24 protein-coding genes are annotated in these 26,564 nt (G+C 74.6%); 10 read left to right on the top strand and 14 right to left on the bottom strand.

Annotation, left to right across the window (positions count from 1 at the left end; translation table 11 throughout):
• Nucleotides 1–98 precede the first annotated feature (98 nt).
• From CFP65_RS42685 to CFP65_RS42675, 3 genes are read left to right on the top strand one after another with little or no spacing between them, the layout of a single operon-like run.
• Nucleotides 99–287: a hypothetical protein gene (locus CFP65_RS42685; protein ID WP_371682500.1), complete on the top strand. Its 189-nt coding sequence runs from the start codon at nucleotides 99–101 to the stop codon at nucleotides 285–287.
• Nucleotides 224–817: a methyltransferase gene (locus tag CFP65_RS42680; protein WP_371682499.1), complete on the top strand. Its 594-nt coding sequence runs from the start codon at nucleotides 224–226 to the stop codon at nucleotides 815–817. Before CFP65_RS42685 ends, CFP65_RS42680 begins: the two co-directional genes overlap by 64 nt.
• A complete protein-coding gene (locus CFP65_RS42675) occupies nucleotides 759–1,118 on the top strand; it encodes a methyltransferase (RefSeq protein ID WP_371682561.1) in 360 nt (119 codons plus the stop codon). Before CFP65_RS42680 ends, CFP65_RS42675 begins: the two co-directional genes overlap by 59 nt.
• Before the next feature lie 8 nt (nucleotides 1,119–1,126).
• On the opposite strand, the gene CFP65_RS35800 is transcribed toward CFP65_RS42675, so the two are convergent.
• The 5 genes from CFP65_RS35800 to CFP65_RS35780 are packed head-to-tail and all read right to left on the bottom strand — an operon-like array spanning nucleotide 1,127 to nucleotide 8,484.
• Nucleotides 1,127–3,613, bottom strand: coding sequence for an acyl-CoA reductase (locus tag CFP65_RS35800; RefSeq protein ID WP_104820080.1), 2,487 nt, complete (start codon nucleotides 3,611–3,613; stop codon nucleotides 1,127–1,129).
• Nucleotides 3,610–4,767 carry an acyl-protein synthase gene (locus CFP65_RS35795; protein ID WP_104820079.1) on the bottom strand — a complete coding sequence of 386 codons (1,158 nt, stop codon included), beginning with the start codon at nucleotides 4,765–4,767 and terminating at the stop codon, nucleotides 3,610–3,612. The genes CFP65_RS35800 and CFP65_RS35795 overlap by 4 nt, the downstream gene beginning before the upstream one ends.
• Nucleotides 4,764–5,900 (bottom strand): GNAT family N-acetyltransferase, encoded by a 1,137-nt coding sequence (locus CFP65_RS35790; RefSeq protein WP_168219646.1) that lies wholly within the window; start codon nucleotides 5,898–5,900, stop codon nucleotides 4,764–4,766. The genes CFP65_RS35795 and CFP65_RS35790 overlap by 4 nt, the downstream gene beginning before the upstream one ends.
• Nucleotides 5,897–7,216 (bottom strand): MFS transporter, encoded by a 1,320-nt coding sequence (locus CFP65_RS35785; RefSeq protein WP_158702542.1) that lies wholly within the window; start codon nucleotides 7,214–7,216, stop codon nucleotides 5,897–5,899. The genes CFP65_RS35790 and CFP65_RS35785 overlap by 4 nt, the downstream gene beginning before the upstream one ends.
• On the bottom strand, nucleotides 7,213–8,484 hold the full coding sequence (locus tag CFP65_RS35780; RefSeq protein ID WP_104820076.1) for a phenylacetate--CoA ligase family protein: 1,272 nt from the start codon (nucleotides 8,482–8,484) through the stop codon (nucleotides 7,213–7,215). Before CFP65_RS35780 ends, CFP65_RS35785 begins: the two co-directional genes overlap by 4 nt.
• A gap of 367 nt (nucleotides 8,485–8,851) precedes the next feature.
• Here CFP65_RS35780 and CFP65_RS35775 point away from each other — a divergent pair, with 367 nt between their 5' ends.
• The gene (locus tag CFP65_RS35775; protein ID WP_104820075.1) at nucleotides 8,852–9,898 is read left to right on the top strand and encodes an NAD(P)-dependent alcohol dehydrogenase; all 1,047 of its coding nucleotides are present in this window, start codon (nucleotides 8,852–8,854) and stop codon (nucleotides 9,896–9,898) included.
• A gap of 79 nt (nucleotides 9,899–9,977) precedes the next feature.
• Here the strand turns inward: CFP65_RS35775 and CFP65_RS35770 are convergent, their stop codons facing one another.
• On the bottom strand, nucleotides 9,978–11,273 hold the full coding sequence (locus CFP65_RS35770) for a pyroglutamyl peptidase (RefSeq protein ID WP_104820074.1): 1,296 nt from the start codon (nucleotides 11,271–11,273) through the stop codon (nucleotides 9,978–9,980).
• A 125-nt stretch (nucleotides 11,274–11,398) separates the two neighbouring features.
• Between CFP65_RS35770 and CFP65_RS35765 the strand changes: the two genes are divergently transcribed.
• Together CFP65_RS35765 and CFP65_RS35760 are read left to right on the top strand one after the other, a co-directional pair.
• Nucleotides 11,399–12,589, top strand: coding sequence for a hypothetical protein (locus CFP65_RS35765; RefSeq protein WP_104820073.1), 1,191 nt, complete (start codon nucleotides 11,399–11,401; stop codon nucleotides 12,587–12,589).
• Complete coding sequence (locus tag CFP65_RS35760) at nucleotides 12,573–13,340, top strand: alpha-ketoglutarate-dependent dioxygenase AlkB (RefSeq protein WP_104820072.1); 768 nt, start codon at nucleotides 12,573–12,575, stop codon at nucleotides 13,338–13,340. The genes CFP65_RS35765 and CFP65_RS35760 overlap by 17 nt, the downstream gene beginning before the upstream one ends.
• Before the next feature lie 28 nt (nucleotides 13,341–13,368).
• Here CFP65_RS35760 and CFP65_RS35755 read toward each other — a convergent pair whose 3' ends face one another.
• Nucleotides 13,369–14,718 (bottom strand): lipase family protein, encoded by a 1,350-nt coding sequence (locus tag CFP65_RS35755; RefSeq protein WP_104820071.1) that lies wholly within the window; start codon nucleotides 14,716–14,718, stop codon nucleotides 13,369–13,371.
• A 139-nt stretch (nucleotides 14,719–14,857) separates the two neighbouring features.
• Here CFP65_RS35755 and CFP65_RS35750 point away from each other — a divergent pair, with 139 nt between their 5' ends.
• On the top strand, nucleotides 14,858–16,135 hold the full coding sequence (locus CFP65_RS35750) for a helix-turn-helix domain-containing protein (RefSeq protein WP_104820070.1): 1,278 nt from the start codon (nucleotides 14,858–14,860) through the stop codon (nucleotides 16,133–16,135).
• Between the two features lie 105 nt (nucleotides 16,136–16,240).
• Here the strand turns inward: CFP65_RS35750 and CFP65_RS35745 are convergent, their stop codons facing one another.
• The 3 genes from CFP65_RS35745 to CFP65_RS35735 all read right to left on the bottom strand — a co-directional run bounded on the left by CFP65_RS35745 (nucleotide 16,241) and on the right by CFP65_RS35735 (nucleotide 19,537).
• Nucleotides 16,241–17,191, bottom strand: a complete 951-nt coding sequence (locus tag CFP65_RS35745) for a pentalenene synthase (RefSeq protein WP_104820069.1) — start codon at nucleotides 17,189–17,191, stop codon at nucleotides 16,241–16,243.
• Nucleotides 17,188–18,507 (bottom strand): cytochrome P450, encoded by a 1,320-nt coding sequence (locus tag CFP65_RS35740; protein WP_305778268.1) that lies wholly within the window; start codon nucleotides 18,505–18,507, stop codon nucleotides 17,188–17,190. The genes CFP65_RS35745 and CFP65_RS35740 overlap by 4 nt, the downstream gene beginning before the upstream one ends.
• 121 nt (nucleotides 18,508–18,628) lie before the next feature.
• The gene (locus CFP65_RS35735) at nucleotides 18,629–19,537 is read right to left on the bottom strand and encodes a hypothetical protein (RefSeq protein ID WP_158702540.1); all 909 of its coding nucleotides are present in this window, start codon (nucleotides 19,535–19,537) and stop codon (nucleotides 18,629–18,631) included.
• A 195-nt stretch (nucleotides 19,538–19,732) separates the two neighbouring features.
• Here CFP65_RS35735 and CFP65_RS35730 point away from each other — a divergent pair, with 195 nt between their 5' ends.
• From CFP65_RS35730 to CFP65_RS35720, 3 genes are all read left to right on the top strand, one after another.
• On the top strand, nucleotides 19,733–20,137 hold the full coding sequence (locus CFP65_RS35730) for a GntR family transcriptional regulator (protein ID WP_254552741.1): 405 nt from the start codon (nucleotides 19,733–19,735) through the stop codon (nucleotides 20,135–20,137).
• Nucleotides 20,134–21,243 (top strand): DUF1648 domain-containing protein, encoded by a 1,110-nt coding sequence (locus tag CFP65_RS35725; protein WP_104820066.1) that lies wholly within the window; start codon nucleotides 20,134–20,136, stop codon nucleotides 21,241–21,243. The genes CFP65_RS35730 and CFP65_RS35725 overlap by 4 nt, the downstream gene beginning before the upstream one ends.
• Before the next feature lie 135 nt (nucleotides 21,244–21,378).
• Entirely contained in the window at nucleotides 21,379–21,867 is a 489-nt protein-coding gene (locus CFP65_RS35720) for a CBS domain-containing protein (protein WP_104820065.1), read from the top strand.
• Here the strand turns inward: CFP65_RS35720 and CFP65_RS35715 are convergent.
• From CFP65_RS35715 to CFP65_RS35700, 4 genes are all read right to left on the bottom strand, one after another.
• Nucleotides 21,833–22,234 (bottom strand): VOC family protein, encoded by a 402-nt coding sequence (locus tag CFP65_RS35715; RefSeq protein WP_104820064.1) that lies wholly within the window; start codon nucleotides 22,232–22,234, stop codon nucleotides 21,833–21,835. The genes CFP65_RS35720 and CFP65_RS35715 overlap by 35 nt on opposite strands.
• A gap of 108 nt (nucleotides 22,235–22,342) precedes the next feature.
• A complete protein-coding gene (locus tag CFP65_RS42285; RefSeq protein ID WP_158702539.1) occupies nucleotides 22,343–24,637 on the bottom strand; it encodes a PP2C family protein-serine/threonine phosphatase in 2,295 nt (764 codons plus the stop codon).
• An 87-nt stretch (nucleotides 24,638–24,724) separates the two neighbouring features.
• Nucleotides 24,725–25,399, bottom strand: a complete 675-nt coding sequence (locus CFP65_RS35705; RefSeq protein ID WP_104820062.1) for an HAD family hydrolase — start codon at nucleotides 25,397–25,399, stop codon at nucleotides 24,725–24,727.
• A gap of 58 nt (nucleotides 25,400–25,457) precedes the next feature.
• The gene (locus CFP65_RS35700) at nucleotides 25,458–26,552 is read right to left on the bottom strand and encodes an enolase C-terminal domain-like protein (RefSeq protein WP_104820061.1); all 1,095 of its coding nucleotides are present in this window, start codon (nucleotides 26,550–26,552) and stop codon (nucleotides 25,458–25,460) included.
• Nucleotides 26,553–26,564 lie beyond the last annotated feature (12 nt).

The following is a 26,564-nucleotide window of genomic DNA, read 5'->3' as shown; positions in this document are numbered from 1 at the left end:
GAACGGGGCGGGGGCGCGCTTCGACCAGGCTTCCGCTGGGCACCTCTCCTCACGTAGACGGACGCACACGCACGGCCGCCTGACGCGAGGAGAGACGGATGCACCAGTCCCCGAACGACCCCGAGGCGAACGGCGAGGCCCTGCGCCGGTCCTCCGCCTTCCTCGTCGACGAATCGCTCGGCTTCCTCTTCCCGGCCGCCCTGCGGGCCCCGCCGAGGTCGGCGTGGCCGACCACCTGGCGGACGGGCCGCGCAGCTCCGCCGAGCTCGCCACCCGGGGCGTGGTGACGGAGGATCAGAGCGGACGGTTCGCCCTGACGGAGGCGGGCCAGGCGCTGCGCAGCGACGTGCCGTACTCCGCCCGGGCGGCCGTCCGGATGCTCACGGACAGCACGATGTGGCGGCCCGCCGGTGAGCTCGCCCACTGCCTGACCGAGGGCTCCACGGCCTTCGAGGGCATCTTCGGCATGCCGTTCTTCGACCACTTCGCCAAGGACGAGCGCACCGCCGCCGTCTTCCACGTGGGCATGGCGGCCATGTCCGACGCGGAGAACGCCCCGATCGCCGCCGCCTGCGAGCTGCCCGAGGAGGGGACGGTCGTGGATGTCGGCGGCGGCCACGGCGGCCTTCTCCTCGAAGTCCTCCGCCGCCACCCCCGGCTGCGGGGCGTGCTCTACGACCGGGCCCACGTGCTCGCCGGGCACCGGCTCGGCGAGGCCGACACCGACACCGGCGCCTCCGCCGGCGCCGGCGGGTGGGATCGAAGGCCGGTGGACGGTCGCCGAGGGCGACTTCTTCGCCGCCGTCCCGCCCGGTGACGTCCATCTGCTCAAGCGCATCACCCACGACTGGGACGACGACCGGTGCGTCACCATCCTCAGCGGCTGCCGCCGCGCCCTGCACCCCGGCGGGCGGGTGCTGATCCTGGACGCGGTCGTGCCCGCCGACAACGCCCCGCACCAGTCCAAGACGCTCGACCTGATGATGATGGCCTCCCTCACCGGCCGCGAACGCACCGCTGCCGACTTCGCCACCCTCCTCACCGCCGCCGGTCTCCGCCTCTCCCGGATCACGCCGACGCCCACCGTCCTCTCCGTGGTCGAGGCCGTAGCGGCCTGACCCACCGGCTACCGCCGCAGGTCGACCACCGCCCGCAGCTTCCCGCTCGTCCCGGTGCGCTCCAGCTCGGCGCCCTCGACCACCTCCACCACGAAGTCCAACAGCCGCTCCTCGACGGCCGAACGGACCTCGGGGTAGGCGTCGAGGATCGCCGAACGCACCACGTCCGCCGCCGGGGCCCTGCCGCTCTCCACCCGCAGGGTGAGGCGTTCGCGGGCGGCTTCGGCGGTCAGCACGGCCTGGAGTTCGCCGCCGTAGCGCAGCTGCTCCTCCGTGATGGCCACGAAGCGGCGGTAGTTGAGGAAGTAGGTGGCCACCCGCATGACCTCGCCGAGCCGGCCGAGCAGCTCGAACCTCGGCGAGCGGTTGCCGCAGGGGCAGTCGCCGGGCAGCAGGCGGCCGAGGTCGCCGATCACGTAGCGGTCGAGGTGCTGGCCACGCCGGGCCCGGGTGGTGAAGACCAGGCGGCCGGTCTCGCCCGGGGCGACCGGGCGGTCGGCGTCGACGGCGACGATCTCCAGGGTGTGCAGGTCGGCGTGCAGGTGGTGCACGCTGCCGCTGCTCTCGGTGCACTGGTAGCCGAGCGGGCCGAGGTCGGTGCTGCCGTAGGTGATGGAGTGCACGGTCTCGATGCCGAAGGTCTCGGCGAGGGTGCGGCGCTGTTCGGCGGTGAAGTGCTCGCCGCCGTAGAAGATCTTGCGGATCCCGCCGTAGGCGAGCAGCAACTCCGACTGCTCGTGCAGGAGTTGCCAGAGGTAGGAGGGCATGCCGAAGAGGGTGTCCACCTCGTAGGCGACCAGCATCTCGGCGGTGGCCCGGTGGTCGGGGCCCGCGGCGATCGGCATCTGGGTGCCGCCGAGGCGTTCGAGGATGGAGAAGAAGCTGATGAACCCGCCGTACATGCCGCCGCAGTAGAAGAGGTTGGCGGTGCGGTCGCGGGCCGGGTCGTAGCCGGCGGCGAGCAGGCCGCGGGCGGCGGCGTGCATCTGGGTGTCGTAGTCCTCGTAGCTGAACAGCGAGAGGGCCGGGGTGCCGGTGCTGCCGCCGCTGCGGAAGTACAGTTCGGCGTCGGCCCGTTCGACCTCCCGGTTGAGCTCCTGGACGGCCGCCTTGTCGAGCAACGGGCCGGTGGGCCGCGGGTGTTCGGGGCGGCGGGCCAGGTCGTCCAGGCAGGCGGTGCCGGCGAAGCGCCGGTCGGCCTGGACGGCGACCCGGCGGCTGTAGCGCTGGAGCGCGTACACCCCGTCGTGCGGCTCGCCCACGTACCCGGCCGTCATCGACCCGACCGGGGTGACCCGGGTGGCGCCGGCGGCCAGCACCGCGCCCGAGAGCTCCGCGAGGTCGCTGCGGCTGCCCGCGATGCCCACGGTCTGCAGGTAGCGCCGCATCGGCCGGAGCACGCGCAGCACCTCCTTGCGCGGCAGCGGCTTGACCCAGACGCTCCGGTGCAGCGGCGAGGCGGTGAGGGCCGGACGGCTGTCGGCCATCACCCGCCAGGAGCCGTCGGGGGCGGCCAGCACCCTGGTCAGGCCGAGGTGCTCCTCCAGCCGAGCCAGGTGCTCGGTGGTGGTGAGCTCGGCGTACTCGGCCGGGTCGAGCCCGGGATCGGCGGGCGCGGGGCGCTCGGCCAGCACGGCGGCGAAGCGCTCGGCGAAGGCGTGCAGCTCGGCGGTGGAGTCGGTGTCGAGGTAGACCACCTGCGGGCTGGAGCAGGCCTGCTGCTCGAAGGCGCAGACGTCCTCGGCCAGCGCGGCCAGGGTCGCCTCCTCGGCCCAGGCCTCCCGGGTCAGGTACGCGAAGGAGAGCTTGTGGCCCCACTCCACCAGCCGGCAGCCGGCCGGCACGTGGGCGGCCACCCCGGCCACCGCGTCCTCGCCGCCCCAGACCGCCACGGCGTCGGCGGGGGCGCACATCAGGCGCAGCCACTCCGCCCGCGCGGACGGGAAGCGCAGCACCACGATCCGCTCGGCGACGGCCCCGCTCGGGTCCAGCGCGGCGAGTTCGGCCAGCAGGTGCTGGGCGAGCAGGGTGTCGCCGCTGCTGGTCTTGAGGATGTTGACGTTGCCGGCCAGCAGGCCCTCGACCACGCTGAGCGGGGCCACGGTGGCGGCGTTGCCGGGAGCGATGTGGGCGACCAGGCCGACGGGGGCCCAGGCCTCGTACACCGTCTCCTTGGCGTCCGGCCGGGTGAGCCGCTGCGGCGCGACGCCGCCCAGCTCGCGGCGGAGCTTGCGGGTCAGCGACGAGCGCCCGAGGAAGGCGGCCAGCTCGTCGAAGAGCCCGCCGTCGGAAGGACCGAGGTACGGCGCCAGCCGCTCCCGCACCGGGTGGCCCACCTCACCCAGCGCCCGGGCCAGCGCCTCACAGGCGGCCAGCACGGTCTCGGTCTCCAGCGGGGTGGCCAGCGCGGCCTCGACGGCGGCGGGCAGCTCGGTCAGCCGACGGGCCGCCTCCTCCTCCCCGATGAACTCGCCCTGCCAGTAGTAGTCGCTCATGAGGTGCCCTTCATCAGTTCGGCGGCTGCGGCGGCGCAGCTCTTGTTCCGGCTCACCCCGGCGCGGCCGTGCACGGTGAACCAGTCGGTGCCCAGCCCGCAGCCGCACTCCTGGCCCGGGTGCAGCGAGGCGAGGTCGCCCATCAGCACGCTCTGCGCGGGCACCGAGGTGATGTACGGGGAGACCAGGTGCAGGTAGCCGCGCTCGCCGTACGGGAGCGGGTCGAGGGTGCGGGTGGAGCGGATGAACACCCGTGACCAGACCGGCGCGTGCAGGTTGTGCCGCGCGCACTCCACGTACGGGATGCAGTGCTCGACGGAGCCGAAGGTGTCGCGGATCCGCTCCGACGGGATGCCCAACTGCTCGGTGACCCGGGCGTACAGCTCCTGCTTGCCGATCTGCCGGTCGGCGTGGCCCTTCCAGCCGCCGCCGAGCACGATCAGCGAGTCGGCGGGCAGCTCCAAGGCGGGGAGGCCCAGCGCGCGCATCCGCTCCAGGGTGAACCAGAGGAAGGCGGGGAAGCCGAGGATCCGCACCGGCAGGCCCTCCTCGGCGTAGCGCAGCAGCGCGGCCACGCAGCCGAAGGGGTCGAACTCGTGGCCCTCCCCGGTGGCCCGCAGCGCGTACTCGACCCGGCGGGCGGGGGCGAAGTCGCAGAGGTAGTTGTCGGTGAAGGCGGTGCCCAACTTGAGGTCGCGGGCGGGCTCGTAGCTGTAGAGCAGGTAGTTGACCGGCTGGTCGGGGGTGATCCAGCCGTTGTGCTCGAAGATCCGGGCGACCATCCGCTGGGCGGACCGGATGGTCCACTCGTCGAAGAACATCTGCGACTTCTGCCCGGTGGTGCCGGAGGAGGTCAGGTGCAGGTACACCTCCTCCCGGGGGATGGAGAGCACCTCGTGGCGCTTGAAGAAGTTGGCGTGCACCAGCGGCGCGCCGTACGGGGTCTCCGGCCGCTCGCTGTCGTACAGGCTGCGGAAGAACGGGGAGCGCTCGCGGTGCCAGGCGTTGGACTCGGCCATCGCGGCGGCGAACAGCTCCTCGTGGCCTGGCCCGGCGGAGTACGGGTCGGCCAGGTCGCAGAGCTGCTGCACCTTGGCCAGGGCGGCGCCGTCGGGGACGTGCACGGGGGCGAGATGAGGGTTCGTCACAGTCACGGGGCCACCTCACGGGAGGGCAGGTAGGTCGACGCCCAGGCCGACACGCAGGAGTCGAGGAAGGGTTGGAGCGGGGTGTCGACCACCACGCCGTGGAAGTCGATGTGCTCGGCGGTGCGGGACATCACCACGTAGTCGTGGAAGCCGTCGCCCTCCCGGCGCATCGCGGGGTAGAGCGCCCCGGCGATGAAGCCCTGGGCGCCGAACGCCGAGAGCGCGCCGTGGTGTTCGAGCGGGACCAGGGCTTCGACGTAGCCGGCGCCCGCCCGGGTGAGGGTGCGGGTGACCGACTCCAGCCAGCCGTTGGCGAAGGCCGGGTCGGGGTGGGCGGCCACCAGCGCGCAGTAGCCGCCGGTGCGGTTGAGGTACGCGTACACCTCGAAGCTGCCGTCCTCCGGGGTGAGCAGCACGTTCGGGGTGTGCAACGGGTAGAACCAGCGGCCGGGTTCGGGGAAGCGCTCGTGGAAGCGGCGGCGGACGAAGGCCGGCGCGTCGACGATCTCCAGCGGGGCCCGTCCGGCGCCGCTCGGGGCGGGCTGCGGGGCGGTGGTCCGGGTCCGGGCGTAGCTGATGCCGAGGCTGCCCTCCACCGAGCGCAGCAGCGGCGCGAGCGCGGCGGGCACCTCGGTGACCGGCACCCGGCGGTCGAGCACGCCCGGCGAGTGGCGGGCGTAGAGCGCGAGGCTCTCCCGGCTGCTGAGGTCCACGGCGTTGGGCAGGATGCCGAGCGGACGGAAGCCGTTGCGGGCCACCACCCGCTGCGGGCCGACGCTCACCGTACGGACGGTGGCGTACACCGAGTCGTGGGTGCCGGCCTCCAGCGTGCGGGCGCAGAGCGCCTCGGTGAGCTGCCCGGCCAGGCCGGTGCCGCGCTGGTCGGGGTGGACGGCCAGCCCTTCGAGCCGCCCGATCCGGCTGCCGGGCTCGCCGTGCACGGCGGCCGAGCCGGCCAGCACGCCGGTGCGGGCGCAGCGGGCGACCAGCCAGAGGGTGTACGGGTCCCGGATCAGCCGGGACATCTCGGCGGGGTCGGTGCCGAGGGCGGTGGGGTAGTGCGGGCCGTAGACGGCGTAGTAGAGCTGCCGCAGGTCGGCGACATCGGCGGTGGCGGCCGGCGTGATGGTGTAGCTCATCGCCCGCCCCCGACCGTGACCAGCCGGTCCGCCACCGCCGAGGCGTCGCGCACCGAGCCGAGCAGCAGGGCGGCGGGCAGCAGCCCGGCGGCCTGGATCAGGCAGAGCGTCTGGGCCGAGAGGTGGTCGCCGAGCAGGCCGAAGAGCAGCGAGGCGACCGGGAAGGTGGCGCCGAGCACGGCCTGCATGACGGCGAAGAAGGCGGGCTTGTCGGCCGGCGGCACCAGCCGCTGGAACAGCGCGACGAACCGGACCCCGATCGCCCCGACGCACCAGCCGGCCACCAGCAGCGCCCCGAGCAGGGCGGCCCGCCCGGCGACCAGGCCCGGTACGGCGAGGGCCACGGCCATCGCGGCCAGGCAGCCGGCCCCGACCACGGTGGGCCGGCCGGGCACCCGGGCGCCGGTGAAGGAGCCGACCAGCGTGCCCACGCCCAGCGCGGCCTCGAGCAGCGAGACCGTGCCGCCCCCGCCGTGCAGCACGTCGGCGGTGTACAGCGGCATCACCACGAACACGGCGGTGGTGAAGAGGTTGGCCGCGGCGAAGCAGAGCAGGATCGCCCGCACGTATGGCAGGCCGCCCAGGATCTGACGCAGTGTCCGCTGCGGGCCCGCCGGCTCGGCCGAGGCGGCCGAGGCAGCCGGGACGGCCGGTTCTGCTGAGGTGGCCGAGTCGGACCAGGCCGCCGCCTCGGCCGGGCCTGCGGCCCGGAACCGCGCGGTCGCGACCAGCAGCGCCGCGAGGGTGTACGCGGCGGCGCAGCCGACGGCCAGGCCGGCCACCCCGGCGCGGTCCACCACGAGGGCGCCGAGCAGCGCGCCGCCGAGACCGGCCAGCGACTGGGTGGCGAGCTCGAAGCCGGTGGCGGCCTCGATGTCCTCGTCCGCCACCAGCTCGGGCACCGCAGTGGTCAGGCAGGGGTCGAAGAAGGACTGGCAGGCGGCGAGGGCCAGGGTCGCCGCATACGCGGCCGGGACGGGCAGGTCGCTCGCGCAGGCCCAGCCGGCCAGCGCCAGGGCGACCGCCCCGGCCGCGCCGGCGGCCGCGCGCAGCAGCGAGCGGTGGGCGTAGTGGGCGATCGCCCGGGCCACCAGCGGGGCGAGGGCCACGGCGGGCAGGGTGCTCACCGCCATGAACAGCCCGGCGGCGAGCCCGCCGGCGCCGGTGGCGGCGTAGGCGACCAGCCACCAGGCGATGCCCACCTGGAACATCCGGACCGCGGCCTGGGTGCACACCTGCCCCAGCCAGACCGCTCCGAAGGCGCGGTTGCGCAGGACGAGCGGGCCGCGGCGGCCGGGGCTCGTGGGGCTGGTCACGCGGTCGGCCTCTCGTCGATCACCCGGAGCAGCTTGCCGGTGCGCGGGTTGACCGCCAGCTCGCGCTGGCTGGCCCATTCCACCCGCAGCGGGTGGATGAACCCGGCGGCGGCGCTCTCGGGGTAGAACGGGCGGGCCGCGTTCAGCTCGGCGACGATCGCCTTGGCCAGCACCTCCAGCTCGGCCCGGTCCTGGTCGCCGGGGGCGGTGGCCAGGCGCAGCACGAGTCCGTCCCGGCTCTCCCAGCGGCGGACCACCAGTTGAGTGCCCGTCACCCGGCCGGCTATGTCGGCCTCGGCCACGGCGGCCTGCACGTCCTGCGGAGCCAGCGAGACGGGGCCCACCCGCACGCCCTCCTCGGCCCGGCTGAGGATGCGGAAGCGGCCGGCCTCGGCGTCGGTCCACTCCGCGCGGTCGCCGGCGGGGTAGCGGATGATCGGCATCAGGCGGCGGAACAGCTGGGTGACGACCACCCGTCCGGGCCGGCCGTTCTCGCGGATCGGCTCGCCGGTGGTCTCGTCCAGGATCTCGACCACGGTGTGCGGGGTGAAGCTGCCGTGGACGCGCTGGTCCGGCCCGGCCACCGGCCGGCCGAGCAGGCCGCCGTCCACGCTGGCGTACCCGAGCGAGCGGGGTTCGGCGCCGGGGAAGGCGGTGGCGAGCAGACGGCGCTGGTCCTCGTAGAGGGCCTCGCCGCCGAACAACAGCAGCTCCACCGCAGGGAGTTGACGCCCCGTCTCGATCAGGTGCTCGCCGAGCCGGCAGAGCGTGCTCGGGGTGCCCGCCACGACCTGGGCGGCGAATTCGGCCAGGGTGGCCACGGTGGACTCCAGCGGGGCACCGCCGCCGATCGGCAGCCGCACGTTGGCCACGGGGGCTTGCGCGAGCGAGTCCAGGACGAACAGGAAGCTGGCGTAGAGCTCACCGGCGTAGAAGAGGTCGGCCACCCGGTGGCCGGGGCGCAGCCCTGCGTCCACCAGCCCGGCGCCGAAGGCGGTCGTGAACTCCTGCCACTCCTCCCGGGTGTAGCAGGAGAACTTGGGCGCGCCGGTGGTGCCGCCGGTCCGGAACACCACGGCCTCGTCGAGCGAGCCGGTCAGCACGCGGTTGCCGGTCAGCGTGTTGGCGGCCCAGAACGCGCTCTGGTCCACCACAGGCAGGTCGGTGAGGCGGTCGACCTCGGCCGGCAGGTCGGCATAGAGGTCCGTATAGAAAGGAGAGCGGTCCCGGACGAAACGTATGAGGTCCAAAACCTGGTGGATGGGCATGCGGATTTTCTCCTGAAGAGAGGAAGGCTCAAGGGAGGCGGGGGCGGGCACGGACGCGCCAACCGACCCGGGATTCCCCGGGGCCGGTCTGCTTCACCGTTAAACTTCCTTCGGGTACGCGCAGTTCGTGCACGCGCACTGCGCCGTGCAGGCCCCCCGCCTGGCGCTCGTCCACATCATGGAACACAGTTGACACCGAATCAAATCGAGTTCCACCTCTGTTGCCCTTGGTGGCCACTAGGCTTGCCCTTCGATACGCGGGTGGGATTCGGGTACCCGAATAGCTTCCGAAGGTTCACCCTTTAACCATCCGGGTACCGTCTGAAGTGCACCGAAGATCACCACGACCATGGAACGGGACCGACCCATGACCACCACCGTCGCCGCCTTCGCCGCCCCCGCCGCCAAGGCGCCGCTGGAGCGCACCACCGTCGAGCGCCGCGCCGTCCGCGAGCAGGACGTCCGGATCGAGATCCACTACAGCGGCATCTGCCACTCCGACCTCCACCAGGTCCGCGAGGGCTGGGGCGCCGCCATCTTCCCGATGGTGCCCGGCCACGAGATCGCCGGCCTGGTCGTCGAGGTCGGCTCCGGCGTGACCCGGTACGCCGTCGGCGACCGGGTCGGCGTCGGCTGCATGGTCGACTCCTGCCGCAGCTGCGAGAACTGCCGGGCCGGGCTGGAGCAGTACTGCACCGGGGGCGGCCCGGTCTGGACGTACAACTCCCGCGGCAAGGACGGCGAGGTCACCTACGGCGGCTACGCCCGCGAGATCGTGGTCGACGCCGACTTCGTGGTCCGCATCCCCGACGCCCTCCCGCTGGACGCGGCCGCACCGCTGCTCTGCGCGGGCATCACCACCTACTCACCGCTGCGGCACTGGCAGGCCGGCCCCGGCAAGAAGGTGGCCGTGGTCGGCCTCGGCGGGCTCGGCCACCTGGGCGTGAAGATCGGCCACGCCCTCGGTGCCGAGGTCACCGTGCTCTCCCAGTCGCTCCGCAAGCGCGAGGACGGCCTGCGCCTGGGCGCCGACCACTACCACGCCACCGCCGACCCGGCCACCTTCGAGCAGCTCAAGGGCACCTTCGACCTGATCCTCAACACGGTCTCGGCCCCGCTCGACTTCGCCGCCTACTTCGCCCTCCTGCGCACCGACGGCGCCATGGTCAACGTCGGCCTCCCCGAGGAGCCCGTCCAGCTCACCCTCCAGTCCCTCTTCGGCCACCGCCGCAGCATGAGCAGCTCCGGCATCGGCGGCATTGCGGAGACCCAGGAGATGCTCGACTTCTGCGCCGCCCACGGCCTCACCGCCGAGATCGAGCTCATCACCGCCGACCGGATCAACGAGGCCTACGACCGCCTCCTCGACGGCGACGTCCGCTACCGCTTCGTCATCGACGCCGCCACCATCTGACGCATCGTCAACTGTTGCTCACCGACTGAGTCCCTGACGACTCATCAGTCGGTGAGCCCGGGCAGGCCCTGCTCGGCGGTCAAGGCGCGGTGTGGCGCAGGATGTCCAGCACCTCCCCCGTGATCCCGGCTTCGGCCTGCTCGAACTCCGGGCCGGTCAGCTGGGCGGGGTCGGCCGGCAGGCCGGTGAGCACGGGCGTGTGCAGGTGGCCGCCGGGCGTCCCGGGCGCCAGGGCCAGCCGGAGCAGGTTGGACCGGTAGGCGACCTCGTTGGAGAGGTAGCCGCCTCCGCCGCCCTCGACCGAGCGCGAGCCCGGGGTCGGGCCGTCCTCCCGGAGGACGGGGTCCGTGCCGCCGGCCGGGATCTCGGTGACCTCGGTGTTGCGGAGCACGGGGTAGGGCTGCTGGACGGCGGTCATGGCACCGGTCGGCAGGCTGGTCGGGATGAACTCGGGGCCGGCGGCCAGGCCGGGCGGATCGGCGGGGTGGTCGTAGCTGCCACCGCCGAGCGCGTCGAGGTTGTCGGGGTACGGGTCGGCGGAGCGGGCCCGGCCGGCCCAGGCCTCCAGGGTGAACAGGCCCGGGTAGCCCTGGCTGACCGTGGTGATCAGGTCGGCCGCCCGCGGCCCGGGCGTCAGTCGCGGGGCGAAGGCCCGGTCCACCACCCCCTGGTCGAAGTCCCCGTACCGGACCGGCAGCACCACCGTGCGGACCTCGGCCTGGCTGCCGTCCGCCAGCGTGATCCGGCGCCCGTCGAGCTGCAGGGCGGCCGAGCCGGAGGGGTTGGCCCGGCGCAGCTCGGCGTCCAGGCCGAAGGGGTCGAAGCCGCTGACGAAGTAGCGCCGCACGCCCTGGGCGCCGCGGAACTGGTTCTCCACCAGCCCGCGCGAGGCGTCCTCGAACGCGCGGCGCAGCGCGGCCCGGCCGATGGTGAAACCGGGCTGCCACTGGGCGAGTTGGGCGGTCATCGCCAACCGGGTCCAGTACAGCGGCCGGTCGTCCTGGGCGGGCAGGGCCCCACCGGTACGCCGGCCCTGCGCCCGGTCGACGGCCGACTGCCACAGCGCCTGCCCCCAGTCCTCGACCAGCTGCTGCGCCTCGGCGGCGGTACGGGCGGTGCACAGGGCGGCCGGGAAGCGGCGCACGAACGTGCCGAACCCACCGCCCTCGACCAGGGCCGAGGTGCGGGGATCGGCGAGCCTGGCCTGTTCCCGGTCCGGGGTCACGGTGGTGTCGGCCCGGCAGCCGGTCTCGGCGGCGGCCGGGCCGACGCCCGGGCCGAGCAGGGCGGCGAGGACGGTGACGGCGCTGAGGACGGTCAGCGCGCCGGTGGATGGACGGCCGGTGGTACGAGGGGCACGTGGGCTCAGCATCATGGCGTGTGACATTACACATTGCACTGAGCGTGGCGCCAGGGCGCCGGGCGCCCGGAACTCCTTTGTCCGCCCTGAGACCCCGTGGGATCATCAACTACCCACCAGACGACGACGGGTGTCCACCGATGTACGCAGCAGAGCCGGCCGAAGCCCGCCTCGACGACTCGGCCAACGTCCTGGTCGCGCCGTCCGGCGAAGTACCGGACTTCTTCGGCACCACCGTCTCCCCGGCCGAGCTCGCCTCCGGCGCGGTCGACCTCGCCGGCCGGACGGTCTACCTCACCGGCGATCTCGCCGAGCTCGAGGACGGCCGGCTCGAGCCGGCGGCAAGGGTGTTCGCCGTCCGCGAGCTGTCGCGGGGCGGTGGCCCGTGGCCGGTCGTCGGCCTTGGCCGGGTGCCCCGGCGGGTGCACGGGGTCGGCGCGTACTACCCCCGGTACTTCGAGCCTGCGGAGGACCACTTCGGGCGTGTGCAGGCCGAGCACGTCTTCCAGCCCCTCACCGAGTCGAACAAGCCGGGGGCGGCCCACCGGAGCGGGATCTACCTGACGCCCGTCACCCGCACCGCCGAGGGCGACCTCACCTTCCGCCTGCTGCGCTGCTCGACCAACCTCTCGGGGCCGACCGAGGGCTTCCGCCCCGCCGACACCGAGATCGTCGAGGCCGTGAACCGCGAGGCCGCCACCGTCTTCCGCGGCCACGCGCCGCTCAACCACGTCCTCGCGCAGATCTACCACAACACCCCGGCCACGGCGGAGCGCAAGCAGGCCAAGGCCAGGATCTCCTCGCACGCCGACAAGACCAAGGACATGCCGGCCAACGGCGTGATGGCCTTCTGCACCTTCTACGACCGGCTCGACGGGCTGCACCCGCTGGCCGACGACCCCTTCGACCACGGCCTGAAGAGGACCAGCGCGCTGACCAGGCTCCACTTCCGCCGCAAGGACGCCGAGGACGACTCGATCCCCGCGCAGTTCACCGTGACGCTCCACCCCGGCTCGGTGTTCTTCATGCCGCTCTCCACCAACCGCCGCTACACGCACGAGATCAGGCCCGCCGCGCTGGACGCCGCACTGCTGCCGACCCGCCTGGGGTACGTGGTGCGCTGCTCGGCCACCGAGGCCGTCCACCGCGAGGGCCGGACCTTCCTCACCCGGCACGGGCAGCTGGTGCCGCTGGAGCCGCCCACCCAGGAGGGCATGGACGAGCTGCGCCGCCGGTACGCCGAGGAGAACCGGAGCACCGCCTTCGTCCACTACGGCGACGACTTCGGCTTCAGCATGAACGAGGGGGACTACCGTGCACCCGTGGCCTGAACTCCCGGACGGATTCGCCGCGTTCGTACTCCCGACCGACCCGGGGGTGTTCGCCGGGCTCTCCGACTCCGCCGCCCTGGAGCCCACCGGCAAGGGCCGCCGGGGCGCGGTGCTCACCCGCGCCGACGCGGCCGGTCACGTACCGCTGGTCCGCACCACCACCCGCTACGCCGCGCCGCCGCAGCACTTCCGCCCGGTGCACCGCCACCTGGCCGACCGGATCGCCGAACGCGCAGGGCTGCCTGCCGAGTTGGACAACGCCCTGTTCGAGACCTACACCAACGCCTACACCACCATGGGCGCCCACTCGGACCAGGCCCTCGACCTCGCCGAGGGCTCGTCCATCGCCGTCTTCTCCTGCTACCGCCACCCGGACGCGGGCCCACCTCGCAAGCTCCTCTTCGAGGCGAAAACGACCGGCGAGAAGTTCGAACTGCCCCTCCTCCAGGGCAGCGTGGTCACCTTCACCCTCGAGGCGAATCGCCGCTTCCGGCACCGGATCGTCCTGGACAAAGCGCCCGAGGCCGCCGACAACGAGTGGCTCGGCCTCACCTTCCGGACCGCCGGCACCCGCCTCCGGTTCACCGACGGCACGCCCCGCCTCCCGGACGGCGCCCGCCTCACCCCGGCCGAGGAGGAGCAGCAGCGCGAGTTCTACGCCCTCCGCCGCCGCGAGAACACCGAGACCGACTTCGCCTACCCCCACCTCGGCTACACGCTCAGCGCGAGCGACCTGGTGCCGCCGGTCTGACCACCCCGGCGGCACCACCTCACTGGCCTCAGCCGGCCGGCTGCTCCGGGGCGAGCGAGTTGCCGGCCGGGATCCGGCCGCAGTCGGACGGGGCCGGGTTGCCGGCGAAGCGGTCGTTCAGCCAGAGGAAGGCCTGCGGCGCCCAGGGCACCGTGGCGCCGACGTGGCTCAGCAGGTCGTACTGCTGGAACTTGACCGGGCCGGAGCCGGTCGCGCAGTACTGCCGGGCGAGCGCCCGGACGTCCCCGGCCACCATCACGCCGTCGCCCGTGCCGACCCCGGCCGGGTTGCCGAAGGTGCCCTCGAAGACCCCGCCGCCGCCCTGGGCGATGTACCCGGGCGCGGTCGGAGTGGGCGCCGAGCCGAGGTTGATCTTGTTCACGGCCATCAGGAAGTCCGGCACCGAATCCGGGTCGGCGTACTGCGGCTTCGCCATCTTCTGCCAGGTCAGCCCGGGGTAGTGGCCGACGGCGTCGGTGATCGACCCGTGCTCCAACTGCCGGTAGACCGACAGGCCGTAGTCGCTCAGATAGGGCGTCAGGTCGATCCCGTAGGAGCGCGAGGCGCCGATGACCGCCATCGGGATCACCCCGCTCCACACCAGCGAGCCGTTCACGTACTCGAGGTTGTGCGCCGCGTCCACCAGCAGCCCGCCCTCGGTGTAGCCCACCAGTCTGCGGTTGACGTCCGGCGCGTACGAGGGCGCCAGCGCCGCCGCCCAGTTGGTCGCGATGGCCCCGCCGGAGTACCCGATCAGCCCGACCCGGGTGTCGGCGCCCATGCCGGTGTCGGCGGAGGAGGTGGCGGCCCGGATCGAGTCCAGCGTGTTGGTCCCGTACTCGGGGCCGGCCGCGAAGTCGGCGGTCTGGCCCTCGGTGTCGGGGATGACCAGGTTGTAGCCCTGGAGCAGCGCCGGCACCAGGAAGAGCGCCTCGGCGTTCGGGATCAGCCCGCCGAAGCTCAGGTCACCGGCCACGGCCCGGGAGGGGCCGTCCGCCGGGTTGAGCGAGTCGTAGAAGGACTGGTACGAGACCGCCTTGCCGGTGTCACCGGTCAGGCTGCGCACCACGGTGGTGACGTTGGCCGCCGGGCGGCCCTGGGCGTCCGTGGTGCGGTAGAGCAGCTGGATCGCCCGCACGGGGGTGGGCAGCCCCAGCACGTGGTACGGCAGGGTGCGGGTCTTCAGCACGGTGCCGGGCGCGAACGAGGCCAGCGGGGCGCTGCCGTCGTAACGGTAGAACGGGTCGGCCGAGGCCGTGGCGGCGCGGGTGGCGGTGGAGGTCGCCGCGACGGCCGGGCCTGCGGTGGCGACGGCGGCGGTCGCGGCCAGGACGGAGGTGACGGCGGCGGCGAGCAGTCGGGACGTTTTCGGGCGCATGGCTCCCCCGGGTGGTGGGATTTCTGGTGGTCCGTCGGCGGGCGTGTTACCAACTGGTAGGTAACGTCCCGGAAAACATCATGGCGGCGGTGCGGCCCGGTGTCCCCGGGCCGGACCCCAGAGATTCGCGAGGTGGTTTGTGACCGCGCACAACGAGACCGCGCACGACGGGGCGGCCGGAGCTCCACGCCCCGAACGGGTGCCCGAGCTCGGCGGCGTGCCCGTCCACGAGCTGCTCCGGGCCGCCGCCCCGGCCCTCGCCCCCGCCGTGCTGGCCCGTCTGGTCGCGGCGCTGCCCGCCTACGGCGCCCTGCCCTCCGAGCAGCTGCGCGGCGAGATCACCCGCGAGGTGGACCGCGCCATCCGCGCCTTCACCGAGGTGCTGCGCACCGGCGCCCTGCCCGACGAGGCCGAGCTCGCCCGGATCAGCGAGTCCTCGGCCCGGCGCGCGGACGAGGGCGTACCGCTCGAAGCCGTGGTCGGCGCCTACCACTTCGGGGCCCAGGAGTGCTCGGACCGGGTGCTCGCCGCCGCCGGGCCGGCCGACCTGGCCGACGTGCTGCTCGTCCAGCACCGGCTGCTCGACTACCTCCGGCTGGTGAGCTGCGCCGTCGCGGCCGGCTACGTCCGGGAGCGGCAGGCGGCGCTGAGCGACGAACAGGTGGCCCGCCAGGCCCTGCTCTCCAGCCTGCTCGCGGGCGGCGACGCCCGGGCCGCCGCCGACCGGGCCGGCCTCGCCCTCCCGCCCGGGTACGTGGTGCTGGGCCTGGCCGTCGGCCCGCACCCGGACGAGCTGCTGCCCGGGGTGAACCACGCCGTGGCCGCCCGCCGCAAGCTCCGCCGCCTGCGCGGCGAACTCCAACGCCGGCTCCCGGGCGACCTGCTCTCGGCCCTCTCCGGCAGCGGCGGCCTCGTCCTCCTCCCCGCCGACCGGGCCCCCACCGACCTCGGCGACCTGGACCGGCCCGCCCTGGCCCGGCTGGTCGAGGACCTCGGCCGGGCCTGCGGCGGCGAACTGCTGGCGGCGGCCGCCGCCGCACCGCCGGCCGGCGTGGCCGCCGCGGCCCGCCTGGTCGGCGAGATCCGCGAGTTGGCCGCGGGTGCCGGGCGCGGCCCCGGGCTCCACCTGCTGGACGACGTGCTGCTCGAGTACCAGCTGAGCCGCCCCGGCCCGGCCCGCGACCGCCTGGCCGCCCGCCTCACCCCCCTCCTCCAACGGCCCGAACTCCTCGACACGCTGCGCGCCTTCCTCGGCGCCGGCCTCGACCGCCGCCAGGCCGCCGCCCGCCTCCAGGTGCACCCCAACACCGTCGACTACCGCCTGCGCAGAGCCGCCGAACTCACCGGCCTCGACGCCGCCCGCGGCCCCGACCAACTCACCCTGCGCGCCGCCCTGGCCGCCCACGACCTCGGCTGACCCACCACCGGCCGCGCAGGGCGGCAGCGCCCACGCCGGTGGCGTCGGGGACGCTGCAGCGCAGGTCGACCCACGGTGTCTTCGGAAAGCCTGCCGACCGACCCCCTACCCCGGCACGTACCGCCTCGACAGCCGGTGCCAGTCGCTCGCGCCCCGGACGATCGCCTGCAGCCCGTCCGCGAGGTAGCCGTCCACCCACTGCCGCTCGGTCACCGGCAGCGTCTGGTAGGCACGCCCGCCGGTCAGCCGCAGCCGGGCCCGCTCGAAGCAGTCGAGCTGGGCCCGGGCCTGCGCCCGCAGCTCGGCGATGGCGGCGGCCGTGGAGCAGCCCCGGTCCCGCCGCAGCAGCAGCACGGCGTTGTTGACCTCGCCTGCCGCGCACTCCTTGGCCAGTGAGGTGATGTCGTTGTCGATGACGACGATGTCGCTTGCCAGCGTGCGAAGTTCCTCCAGCGCCCGGTGGCGGTGGATCGCCCGGGGCAGTTCGGCGTGCCGGGCCCGCTCGCCCAGGTCGAGGGTCGGCAGCACCCCGATGGTGGCCCGCCGGATCTCGAAGTACTGCCGGAGCGAGTACCTGACGCCCTCCCGCCGGGCCAGCGCCTCGGCGATGTGGCCGGTGAAGTACTCCCGCCAGGCGAGCGCCGAGCGCAGCCGCCAACTCCCGGACATCCCACGGCAGCTGCGCCGCCGCAGATCGGCGAAGGCCCGCTCCAGCGGGTCCACGCCAGGCTTGCCGGCCAGCACTGCAGCCAACCCGCGCACCACCGCCCGCACTTGGTGCGGCCGCCGCCCGAGCGGCCCGTCGAAGCCGTCGTCGAAGAGGAAGAACCAGCTCTGCTGGTCCACGGCCAGGTCCAGGTCCCGCCCGGTGGCCGGGGGATGGAACCGCGCCGCCAACCCCGCGTAGTCACCCAGGAGATGGCACGCCGCCTCGGCCGCACCCGGCAGCAGCCCGAAGGAGCGCGGCCAGGCCAGGTGGGCCTCCCGGGCCCGTTCGTAGTCCGGGCTGATCCGACTGGGGAAGGGGATCACCAGCTCCGGCGGCCCGGCCGTCACGGCTGCGCCGCCGGCACGACTCCCCGGACTCGCGCGGTCGGCCGCACCCGCAGCCGCTTGGGCCGCAGCGAGACGGCGGCCACCGGCGTGGCGTCCGAGTCCGGGAGTTCGGTCCACTCCCAGTGCGCGGCCAGGGTGGCCAGCACCAGGACGGCCTCGGCCAGCCCGAGTTGCTCGCCGATGCAGCTGCGCGCGCCCGCGCCGAAGGCGAGGAAGGCGCTGCGCGGCGGCCGGTGCCGGGCCTCGGACGCCCACCGGTCGGGGTCGAACCGCTCGGGGTCGGGGTACGACTCGGGCCGGTGGTGCACGAGGTACGGGCTGTAGAGCAACGTCCGGCCGGCCGGCACGGCCTGCCCGCCCAGCACGGTGGCCCGCATGGTCACCCGGCTGAACAGCCACCCCGGCGGGTAGTAGCGCAGTGCCTCGAGCACAGTGTTCCGGGTCAGCGGCAGCCGCGCCAGGTCCGCGCCGCCGATCGCCCGCCCGTCCAGCCCCCGGCCGTCGACCTCGGCCTGCACCCGGCGCTGCAACTCCCGGTCGGCGGCCAGGAAGTGGATTGCCCAGGCCAGCGCCACCGCCGTGGTCTCGGAGCCCGCGACCAGGAAGGTCACCAGCTGGTCGCAGAGCTCCCGATCGCCGAACCCGGCCCCTCCGCTCTCCCCCGGGGCCAGCAGCGCGGAGAGCAGGTCGTTCCCCGCCGTCCACCCCGAGCGCCGGCGCTCCGCGACCACGCCGGCCAGCGTCGCCCGCAGCCGCGCCCCGGCCCGCCGGTACCGCCGGTTGGCGGCCACCGGGATCCGCGCCGGCACCCGGGGCAGCACCGCCCGCACGTACAGCCCGTCCAGCACGGTGCCGTAGTCCGCCACTGCCAACACGATCTGACGCTCCGTCAGCTCTCCGGCGAACATCGTCTCGACCAGCGATCCCGTGGTCAGCGCCAGCATCTCGGCCAGCGGATCGACCGGGCGCCCCTCCCGCCAGGCGAGCGCCACGGCCGCCGCCCGCCCGCTCACCACCTCGGTGTAGCCGGCAATCCTGGCCCGGCTGAACGCCGGCTGCAGCAGCCTGCGTTGACGCCGGTGCTGCCGGTGCGGGCAGCTGACCAGACCGTCACCGGTGAGCTCCCGGATCCGGTCGTACAGCGCCCCGCCCTTGTCGTACGTGCGGTCGTCGGCGAGCAACTCCCCGGCGAGCTCCGGATCGGTGACCACCAGGGCCTTGAACGGCCCGACCCGGAGGGGCACCAGGGGCCCCTCCGCAGCCAGACTTCGAAAGAGCCCGAGGGGATCCCGGGCAAGACGGACGGAGGTGAGCACAGTGGGCTCCTTCCAGAGACGTGCAAGGTACGGGGGCGCCCGGAATTCACCGTAGCCACCCCCGCCGACCAGCCTCAATGCCCACCGGCCGATCGGCAGACCATTCCGTCTCCGGAGCCGCTCAGCCCGCCCCGGCGATCACGGACCCGTCTTGGTGATGAGGTAGGTGACGTACACCGCACTGCGACCCGGAAACCTGGCGGGTGATCGTCCACCCGGCCGGGATCGTCGAGGGGCCGCACACCTGCATGCTCGTCTGGGTGGTGACCTTGACGATGCCGAAGTAGTGGTACGCACCGCAGGCCGAGTTGCTGCTCTGGACGGCGGTGACCACCCACCCGGCCGGCACGTCGCCCTGGGCGCAGATCCGGAGGGCGGTCTCCGTGGTCACCTTCAGCAGCGAGTAGAGCGGGTAGCTGCCACAGCCGGCCCCGGACCCGCTCCGCGTGGTGGTGATCACCCAGCCGTCCGGGACCGCCGAGACGCCGCACACGTCGAGCGTCGTCTGGGTGGAGGGCAGCAGCACGGTGTACGTCCCGTAGGTGCCGCAGGCGGCCGTGTTGGCGGCGATCGCGGTGATCACCCAGCCGGCCGGGATCGGCGACTGGCCGCAATCCTGGAGCACGGTCTGGTCGGTGACCTTCAGCAGCGAGTAGACCGGGTAGCTCCCGCAGACGGAGCCGTTCTGCATCGCCGTGATGACCCAGCCGCCCGGCATCGGCGTATTGGAGCAGACGTCGATCGAGGTGCGGCCCGAGAGGTCGGTGATGGTGAACAGGCCGTAGCCGCTACAGCCGGCCCAGTCCTCGCTGGTGATCGCCCACCCGGCCGGGACCTGGGTGTAGCCGCAGATCGTCGTCGTACCACCGGCCCGCGGTGCGGCCTGGGCAGTCGGTGCGGCCTGGGCAGTCGGTGCGGCCTGGGCAGTCGGTGCGGCCTGCGCCGCCGGTGCGCCGACCACGGCGAGACCACCCACCACCAGGGCCAGCACCGCCACCCACCGGGACAGGGCGTGCCGAACAGAAATCATCTGACGCCTCCTCAACTCGTAGAGCCAATGAGGCTTCAGAGCCTGTCAGCACCCGCGCCGACGCCGCCGGCAGACCCGACAGAGCCTGCTGGCAGCAACATGTCAGAAGTGGCCGGCGTAGCGGTCGGCAGAGTCGCCCCTTGCCCGCCGACGCTAGCTGTTCTATAAGTACTAGAGCAGATAGCCGACAGGTGGGTGTCCGACGTGATCCTGAGTCTCGACCTGAGCAGCGAGGTCCCGATCTACCAGCAGATCAGGGACCAGGTGGTGCTCGCCGTCGCCGAGGGCGAGCTGGCCCGGGGCAGCGCACTGCCCTCGACCCGCCAGCTCGCGGCCGACCTCGGGATCAACTTCCACACCGTCACCAAGGCCTACGACCTGCTGCGCCGCGAGGGCCTGCTCCAGATCAACCGCAAGAGCGGCGCGGTGGTCCGCCGCGATCCGGCCTCCGGCCCGGCCGAGCCCGCCTTCACCGCCGAGTGGAGCGGCCGGCTGCGCACGCTGCTGGCCGAGGCGGTGGCCCAGGGTCTGGACGTGCCCACGGTGCTCGCCACCTGCGCGGCCACGGCCGCCGACTTCGGTACCAAGGGGGAATCATGAACACGCCGATGGTGGTCTCCGGGATCCTCGTCCCGGCCTTCGTCCTGCTCCTGGCCTGGCTGATGCCGGCCCTCGCCGCACCGGACCTCCCGTTCGGCGCCCGGATCCCGCTCGCCCGCCGCGAGGAACCGGTGCTCGCCGCCGAGCGCCGCGGCTACCACCGCCGCCTGGCCCTCTCCGGCGGCGCCGTGCTCGCGGCCGGCTGCGTCCTCGCCGCCACCGCCGGCCCCCGGCCGCACCCGGCCCTCCTCCTCGCCCCGGCCTTCGCCGCGCTGGCCGCGACCCTCACCTGCTACGTGCTGGCCCGCCGCGCGGTGCTCGCAGCCAAGCAGGCCGGCGGCTGGTACGAGGGCCTGCGCCAGGGCGTGGCCACCGACACCTCGCTGCGCACCGGCCCGCACCCGGTCCGGTGGCTCTGGGCCCTCCCGGCCCTGCTGATCACCCTCGCCACGGCCGTGCTCGGCGCCCTGCGCTACGCCGACCTGCCGGCCCGGCTCCCCACCCACTTCGGCGCCGACGGCACGGCCGACCAGTTCGCCGCCAAGTCACCGCTCTCCGCCTTCGCCCCGGTGCTCGCCCAACTCCTGGTCACCGCGGTCCTGTCCGCCTGCGTCCGGGCCACCGCCCGCAGCCGCGCCGACCTCGACCCGGCCCGCCCAGCCACCGGCGCCGCCCGCCACCGCCGCTACCTCGCCCGCCTCGGCGCGGCCCTCCTGGTCCTCGCCGCCGCCGTCGACCTCACCCTCCTGCTGGCCGCCCGCTCCATCTGGTCCGCCGCCACCACCATCTCCCCCCTCCCACTCCTCGCCCCCGTCGCCTTCGGCCTGGCCGTCCTCACCACCGTCGCCGTCCGCACCGGCCAGGGCGGCAGCCGCCTCCCCGCCGACCCCACCACCCCCGCCGAACCCGACACCGGCCTGGTCCACACCGACGACGACCGCCACTGGCGCCTCGGCGGCACCGTCTACCTCAACCGCCAGGACCCGGCCCTCCTCGTCCCCAAGCGCTTCGGCATCGGCTGGAGCCTCAACCTAGGCAACCCCCGCGCCGTCCTGCTCACCGTCCTCTTCCTCGCCCTGGTCACCGTCCTCCCCCTGCTGCACTGACGCGCCCCCGCCCGAGTCCGGCCGACAGTCCCCGGCCGCGCCGCGCGGTGCCCGGCCCGGCCCGCGCCCACCGGGTTTCCCGCTCCCCTCCCCGGGCAGGCGCAGGGCCGCAGCACCGAACCCCGGGAGCCGGCCATGAGCAGCGGGATCAGAGAGCTCATGACCGGCAACCCGCTGACCGTGGCCGCCCGGGCCTCCGTCCGCGAGGCGGCCCGGCGGATGCGGGACGCCGACACCGGAGAGGTGCTGGTGACCGAGGCCGGCCGGCTCTGCGGGCTGCTCACCGAACGCGACCTGCTGATCCGCGCCCTCGCCGAGGGCCGCGACCCCGTCACCACCACCGTCGGCGAGCTCTGCGAGAGCACCCCGCTGAGCGTCGGCCCGGACGAGGCCCCGGCCCGCGCCCTCGACCTGATGCGCCGTCACGCCAGGCCCCGGCTCCCTGTCCTGGCCGCCGGCCGCCTGCTCGGCACGGTCTCCCGCACCGACCTCACCGACCTCCTGGCCACCGAGACCGACGAGACCGACGAGACCGCGGAGACCAACGAGACGGCCGAGACCGCCGAGACCGACACCCCAACGGACCCGATCAGGCGGCCGGCACCGGCTCCGGCACCGGCTTGATCCGCGCCCTGAGCAGGCAGAACTCGTTGTCCTCGGGGTCGAGCAGCACGTGCCAGGACTCCTCCCCGGTCTGCCCGATCTCGGCCGGCCGCGCGCCCAGCGCCAGCAGGCGCTCCAGCTCGGCATCGTGGTCGCGGTCGGTCGGGTTCAGGTCGATGTGCAGGCGGGACTTGCCGGGCTCCGGCTCCTCCCGGTAGCTGAAGAAGATCGTCGACTGCGAGCCGCCGAACCCGTCCAGGGCCCCGATCTCGACGCTGCCGTCCTCTTCGCTGCCCAGGACCACGAAGTCCAGCACCTCGCACCAGAACCGCGCCAGCACCTCCGGCTCCCGGCAACCGACGACCAGCTCACCGATACGACACGCCATGGACTTGACCCACTCTCACACTCGGACGTTCTGCACAGCGTTCGCGACCGTACCCGCCCCCGCCACCCACTGCGACGGATTTCCCCCGGCGCGTCCCGGCCCAGTAACTCAGATCACACCCACCGCCACCAGGCAGGTGTCGTCCTCGGTGTCCGAGGGGCTCAGCGCGAGCAGCCGGTCCAGGTAGGCCTCCAGCTCCGGGCCGGGCGCCCCGGCGGCCCGCACCAGTTCGTCCACCGACTCCTCCACCGGCCGGTCCCGCCGCTCCACCAGGCCGTCGGTGTAGAGCAGCAGCACCTCGCCCCGGCCCAGGTGCGCCGTCCGCTCCTCGTACTCGGCCTCCTCCAGCGCCCCGAGCAGCACGCCCTGCGGCAGCGGCAGCCGCCGCCCGCCCTCGGCGCCGTACCGCACCGGCGGCAGGTGCCCGGCCCGGGCCCAGCGCAGCCGGCCGTCGGCCGGGTCGAACAGCACGCAGACCGCCGTGGCCGTCACCTGCCCGGGCTCGCGCAGCGCCACCCGGTTGGCCCACTCCAGCAACTGCCCGGGGCCCGCGCCGGTCACCGCCAGGCCGCGCAGCGCGTGCCGCAGCGCCACCATCCCGGTGGCCGCCACCAGGCCGTGGCCGGCCACGTCGCCGACGGCCAGCAGCACCCGCTGGTCGGGCAGCACCAGGACGTCGTACCAGTCGCCGCCGACCCGCTCCCACTGGGCGGCCGGGCGGTAGCGGACGGCCGCCCGCAGGCCGAGCTCGCCGAGCGGCGGCGGCGCGACGGGCAGGATGGCGGTCTGCAGGGCCAGCGCCAGGCGCTCGCTGTCGGCGGTCTGCTGCTCGGAGTCGGCCAGTCGGGCCCGGGTGGCGCCGAGCGCCACCTCGGTGCGGTGCAGTGCGGAGACGTCCTGGCAGGCGCCGCGCACCCCGGTGAGCCGGCCCCGGCCGTCGAGCAGCGGCTCGGCGACCACCCGGACGTACCGGTGGCCGCCGTCCGGGCGGGCGGTGCGGAACACCGCCGAGGAGACCCGGCGGCCGTGCCGCACGGTGTCGGCCAGCCGCCGCACGGCCGCCCGGTCGTCGGGCAGGGCGAGGCCGGCCAGCCGGTCCAGGGTGGGCGGGGCGGCGTGCGGGGAGAGCCCGTACAGCTCGGCCAGGCCCTCCGTCCAGCGCAGCCGGCCGGTGTCGGCCTCCTCCTCGAACCCGGCCACTCTGGCCAGCCGCTGGGCCTGCCGCAGCAGCGCGTTCTGCTCCTCGGCCCCGACCCGCTCCGGGTCGAGCCGCCAGCTGAGCAGCAGGCCGCCGCCGAGGGGGGCGGCGGCCAGCCGCACAGGGGTGGGTGTGGTGAAGGCGCCGGTGCGGAAGACCAGGCGCAGCTCCTCGGGCGGCCGGGCCACGCCCGCCGCATGGGCCCGCAGCACCCAGTCGAAGAGCCCGCTCCCGCAGGCCACGGGGTACGCCTCGGCCAAGGTGACCCCCAGCAGCTCTCCGACCGGCCGGCCCAGCGGGTCCCGGAACGCCGGGCTGACCCGCCGCACCACGAAGTCCACCACCACCCCGTCCACCGACACCGGGTCCAGCAGCAGCGCCGCCTCCAGCAGGCCGTCCACCACGGCCACCCGCCCGTCCACCGTCAGCACCGGTCCGGGCTCCCCCAGCAACGTGGCACAGAGATCGGCCAGGGCGTACAGCTGCCGCCGCTCGGCCGTCCCCAGCACCGGCGCCGCGCCGGGCCAGACCACCTCCAGCGCCCCGCGCCGCCGCCCGCCCACCGTCAGCGGCACCACCACCCGCGCCCCCGACCTGACCGACACCTCCCCCGCCCCGGGCCGGTCCGGCCACCATTCCTCCTCCCCCGAGGCCACCACCGCGGCCGCCGTCCGCACCCCGGGCGGCACCCGCCCCCAGGCCACCGCCTCCCCCGCTGTCAACCCGGCCTGCGCGGCCAGCCCGAGCGCCCCGTCCGGCAGCACCTGCCAGACCAACACCACCTCTGCCCCGAGCACCCCCAGCACCTGATCGAGCACCCCCGCCCCCACCTCCCGCAGGTCCCCGGGCGCCCCCTCCCCGAACTCCACCGGCCCCCCACCGCCCGAGCCCGTCTCCGCCGGCTCGGCCACCCTCGACGGCGTGCTTCCCGCGCCCTGCCCGACGATGTCCGCCGCCAGGACGGCCACCGGCACCCGCGCCGCCCGCGCCAGCTCCGCCAGCTGCGCCGCCGCCTCCACCGGCGTGAGGCCCAACCGCTCGGCCAGCACCCCGATGGCCAGATCGACCGCACTGCGGCCCGGCGCCGCCGCCCGCGTCTGCTCGGCCGCCGCCTGCAGCCGGCTCACCGCGAGCGTCAGCGCCCGCACGGCGGCTTCCTCCCGACCCGGCTCCCCCGGGCGGCCGGCTTCCGGCTCTGCGGTCACGGCACCTCCGATCACCTCCCCCAACTCTCCCACCGGCCCCCGCACCTGTCAGGGGCACCTGAGCGCCGAATCGACCCGGGAGCCCGCTCAGACCGGCGGCCGGGCCAGCAGACTGCCGTCCAAACGGTCCAGCAGCTCGCCGGTGTCCCGGTGCACTTCGGCCGCCCCGGCGCCCAGCAACTCCTGGGCGGCGAAGCCGCCGCTCTGCACCGCCACGCAGGGCACCCCGGCCTCGCCCGCCGCGATCACGTCCCAGACGGTGTCCCCGACGAAGACCGCCCGTCCGGGTGGGGTCTCCGCGGCCGTCAGGGCGGCGTGCACCAGGTCGGGGGCGGGCTTGGTGGCGGCCACGTCATCGCCGGAGGTGGCCGTGGTGATGGCGTCCTCGGCGTCGAGCGCGGCCCGCAGCACCTCCAGTTCCCGCCCGGAGGCGGAGCTGGCCAGCACCACCCGCCAACCGCGCCGGGCGCAGGCCCGGAGCAGCTCGGCGGCGCCCGGCAGCGGGCGCAGCTTGGGCCAGGAGCTGGCGTACAGCGCGTCGTGGGCCGCCGTGATCGCCTCGTCCTCCTCGTGGTCGCGGTGTTCGCCGAGCAGGTGGTCGAGCAGCTGGTCGGCGCCCATCCCCACCGCCCGGTGCACCCGCGCGGCGGGCACCTCGCGGTCGTACTGGAGCAGTGCCTCCCACCAGGCGAGGGTGTGCAGGTACGCGGTGTCCAGCAGGGTGCCGTCCACGTCGAAGAGCGCCGCCGTGTTCCGGGTCATCGGGCCCTCCTTTCTCCACTGCGGCGGCTACCCCGTCACGCGCGGCCCAGGCATCGCCTCAGCCCGTCCGGTAGGGCGCGGCCCGCTCCTGCGCCAACCGCAGGCCGTGGCCCGGGGAGCCGTCGGCGCCGGGGGTGACGGTGCCGCCGCCGGGGTCGAGGGTGCCGTCGAAGAGCAGGCGCTCGACCCGGACGTGGTCGTGGAACCACTCCAGGTGGCGGCAGTTGGGCACGGCGGCGGCCGCGTGGGCGTGCAGGTGCGGCGCGCAGTGCGCGGAGACGTCCAGGTTGTACGCCTGGGCCAGCGCGGCGGCCCGCAGCCAGCCGGTCAGGCCGCCGCAGCGGGTGGCGTCGGCCTGCAGGCAGTCCACCACCGGCACCATCCGGGCGAAGGCGGCGGGGTCGTAGCCGTACTCGCCGGCCGTCACGTCCGGCCGCACGGCCGCCCGCACCTCGGCCAGCCCGGCCGGGTCGTCGGAGGAGACCGGCTCCTCGTACCAGAGCACCCCCTCCTCGGCCAGCGCCGCGCCGACCCGGACGGCCTGCTTGCGCCGGTACCCGCCGTTGGCGTCGGTGTACAGCTCCACCTCGTCACCGATCACGGCCCGGGCGGCCCGCACCCGCTCCAGGTCCCGCCGCTCGCAGCCGCCCCAGGACTCGCCGATCTTGATCTTCACCCGGGGGATGCCCTGCCCGGCCGTCCAGTACCGCAGCTGCCGGGCAGCTCGCTCGGCCGAGTACGTGGTGAACCCGCCGCTGCCGTAGACCGCCACCGGCCGGGGCGCGCCGCCGAGCAGGGTGGCCAGCGGCAGGCCCAGCAGGTGGCCGCGCAGGTCCCAGAGCGCGAGGTCCACGGCCGAGATCGCGCCGGCCACCAGGCCCGGGCGGCCGGTGTTGCGCACCGCCCGGCCCATCGCCTCCTGCGCGCCGCTGGTGTCGTGCGCGTCCCGCCCGGTGACCAGCCGGGCCAGCTCCTGCCGCACCACGGCCGCCGTGGCCGCCGCCCCGTACGTCCAGCCCAGCCCGGTGTGCGGGCCGCTCACCGCCTCGACCAGCACCAGGGTGCTGCTGTCCCAGGTCAGCGTGCCGTCGCCCTCCGGGTCGTCGGTGGGCACGGTGTAGACCCGCGCCCCGATCCGCTCCACCGCGCTCATGACGGGGCCCTC

The organism is Kitasatospora sp. MMS16-BH015 (assembly GCF_002943525.1).
In the GTDB taxonomy this organism is placed as follows: domain Bacteria; phylum Actinomycetota; class Actinomycetes; order Streptomycetales; family Streptomycetaceae; genus Kitasatospora.
Note: the sequence above shows the minus strand (reverse complement) of the source record. Positions and strands in the feature narration are given on the sequence as shown.

Bases quoted from the DNA above. Each gene is read 5' to 3' on its own strand.
- CFP65_RS42685 (WP_371682500.1), top strand. From the start codon at position 99: ATGCACCAGTCCCCGAACGACCCCGAGGCGAACGGCGAGGCCCTGCGC.
- CFP65_RS35800 (WP_104820080.1), bottom strand. From the start codon at position 3,613: ATGAGCGACTACTACTGGCAGGGCGAGTTCATCGGGGAGGAGGAGGCG.
- CFP65_RS35790 (WP_168219646.1), bottom strand. From the start codon at position 5,900: ATGAGCTACACCATCACGCCGGCCGCCACCGCCGATGTCGCCGACCTG.
- CFP65_RS35780 (WP_104820076.1), bottom strand. From the start codon at position 8,484: ATGCCCATCCACCAGGTTTTGGACCTCATACGTTTCGTCCGGGACCGC.
- CFP65_RS35775 (WP_104820075.1), top strand. From the start codon at position 8,852: ATGACCACCACCGTCGCCGCCTTCGCCGCCCCCGCCGCCAAGGCGCCG.
- CFP65_RS35770 (WP_104820074.1), bottom strand. From the start codon at position 11,273: ATGATGCTGAGCCCACGTGCCCCTCGTACCACCGGCCGTCCATCCACC.
- CFP65_RS35765 (WP_104820073.1), top strand. From the start codon at position 11,399: ATGTACGCAGCAGAGCCGGCCGAAGCCCGCCTCGACGACTCGGCCAAC.
- CFP65_RS35755 (WP_104820071.1), bottom strand. From the start codon at position 14,718: ATGCGCCCGAAAACGTCCCGACTGCTCGCCGCCGCCGTCACCTCCGTC.
- CFP65_RS35735 (WP_158702540.1), bottom strand. From the start codon at position 19,537: ATGATTTCTGTTCGGCACGCCCTGTCCCGGTGGGTGGCGGTGCTGGCC.
- CFP65_RS35725 (WP_104820066.1), top strand. From the start codon at position 20,134: ATGAACACGCCGATGGTGGTCTCCGGGATCCTCGTCCCGGCCTTCGTC.
- CFP65_RS35720 (WP_104820065.1), top strand. From the start codon at position 21,379: ATGAGCAGCGGGATCAGAGAGCTCATGACCGGCAACCCGCTGACCGTG.
- CFP65_RS35715 (WP_104820064.1), bottom strand. From the start codon at position 22,234: ATGGCGTGTCGTATCGGTGAGCTGGTCGTCGGTTGCCGGGAGCCGGAG.
- CFP65_RS35705 (WP_104820062.1), bottom strand. From the start codon at position 25,399: ATGACCCGGAACACGGCGGCGCTCTTCGACGTGGACGGCACCCTGCTG.
- CFP65_RS35700 (WP_104820061.1), bottom strand. From the start codon at position 26,552: ATGAGCGCGGTGGAGCGGATCGGGGCGCGGGTCTACACCGTGCCCACC.